Raw genomic sequence first — 1,739 nt, 5'->3', positions numbered from 1 at the left:
TTTTTAATAATTACATTGCTTAATAAGTTAATATATTCTTTGCATATCTCTTTTTTATTAGTCAAAGAATTACTTCTTTGTCTATAAAAGTAGAGAGGAGATTTAAAATAATAGCATAGTTTGCTTGAAAGCAGAATATGTAACGTTATTAAGTGATCTTCATGGTTTCTACCTTCAAATTTGATGGTTAATCTATCCTTTAGAAAAATATATTTCCAACATGCTCCAGGATATTTTTTGATATTTATCAAGTGTCTAAATAAATCATTACCCGTTACAAACTTTCTTGCTTGATAGTTTATTTGGGTTTTAGATTTTAGTTTTATCATCTGAAAATCGTGGAAATTTTCATTTTCAAAATAAAATAATTCAATATTTTTGTTTAATTTATAAATTTGAAAAAAACAATCCAATAATTTGAAATGTAAAACATCATCAGGATCTACAAATTGTATATATTGACTAATTGCATGCTTAAGACCTATATTTCTTGCTTGACTAACCCCTTGATTTTTCTGATATATGTACTTTATCTGTGTATGTGTTTCACAATACCTTTTAATTATATTAGCTGTATTATCAGTAGAACCATCATCAATGCACAAAATTTCTCGAGGTAATATTTTTTGTTGTAAAATAGAATTTAAGCATTGTTCAATATAACCTTCAACATTATAACAAGGTATAATAATAGAAAGTTCTATAGAATATCTTAAATTATCACAATTTTTCAATTAAGATAAAATGTAACTGTCAGTTGGTTGAATATTTTCATCAATACAAACCGATGAGCGAGGATGTTCCTTGGTTACAACACACTTTAATAACTTTGTAAAACTACTGAAATTTAAATGATCTTTTTTCTTCATTTTATATGCGTAAAATAGATTCCGTCTAGTTTGATGTTTTGGATTTTTAGCTCGGTATATTCGCAATAACATTTTTGCATAGGCTATTTCAAGTCTAGCTCGTTCACTGAGTTCTTCTAAGGAAAGTTCACAGGTCATATCATGAAACATTTTTCCTATACATAAACCTTTTAAATTAGTAGTTTCTGCTGTAGCATTAATTAAATCAAACAAACGATGATCAGTATGGTAGAAAGCAAATTTTTCATCAAATACGTAATTGTTAATTTTTTGAAGTTGGTTAATCAGATTTCTTGATAATGCAGTACCTGAATTAATTGTTCTTGTATTTCCTAATATGAATTCACCAATGGGTATTACTTTCTCTCTTTCATCAATATCAGATGGAAAACACTGTTTATCTATTTTTTGCTTAGGAAAAATTGCTGGGCATATAATAGCATAATCTTTATTATTATATATGTTTTGAAAAAAAGTAGATTCTACATTAGAATCCTGATCAAATATAACAAAAAAATCATAATTTAATCTTTTAATAAAATGATTATAAATTTTGCTTAATGACGCATTTCTAATATCTTGATAGATATATGAGTTTACCTTTTTATTTTGACAAATTTGTAAATAATTATCAATATCATCTTGTTGAAGTAAAGTAGGTCCATTATTCCAAATAATAATATTCAATTTGATGGAATCTAATTTGGTATTCAAAATAGATTGTAAGGTTTTAGATTCAGACAAAGTGTTGTTATATAAAATCGTTAAAATATTTATTATCATTTTTATATGAACAAATTCATAGTTAGGTTTGCAATTAATATAACATATAAAGAATTACCAATACAAATCTTGTAGAACGTTTGATGA

At 25.2% G+C, this 1,739-nt stretch carries 2 protein-coding genes; both read right to left on the bottom strand.

Annotated features, from left to right (window positions below; genetic code table 11):
- The coding region (locus B6D18_RS12285; RefSeq protein ID WP_144064003.1) for a glycosyltransferase at nt 1–734 on the bottom strand (734 nt) is incomplete at its 3' end.
- Entirely contained in the window at nt 735–1,652 is a 918-nt protein-coding gene (locus B6D18_RS12280; protein WP_086364699.1) for a hypothetical protein, read from the bottom strand.
- Nucleotides 1,653–1,739 lie beyond the last annotated feature (87 nt).

Origin of the sequence: Gilliamella sp. A7 (assembly GCF_002142015.1) — a bacterium.
GTDB lineage: Bacteria > Pseudomonadota > Gammaproteobacteria > Enterobacterales > Orbaceae > Gilliamella > Gilliamella apis_A.
Note: the sequence above shows the minus strand (reverse complement) of the source record. Positions and strands in the feature narration are given on the sequence as shown.

Excerpts from the sequence above, each read along its gene's own strand:
- B6D18_RS12280 (WP_086364699.1), bottom strand. The coding sequence starts at position 1,652 with ATGATAATAAATATTTTAACGATTTTATATAACAACACTTTGTCTGAA.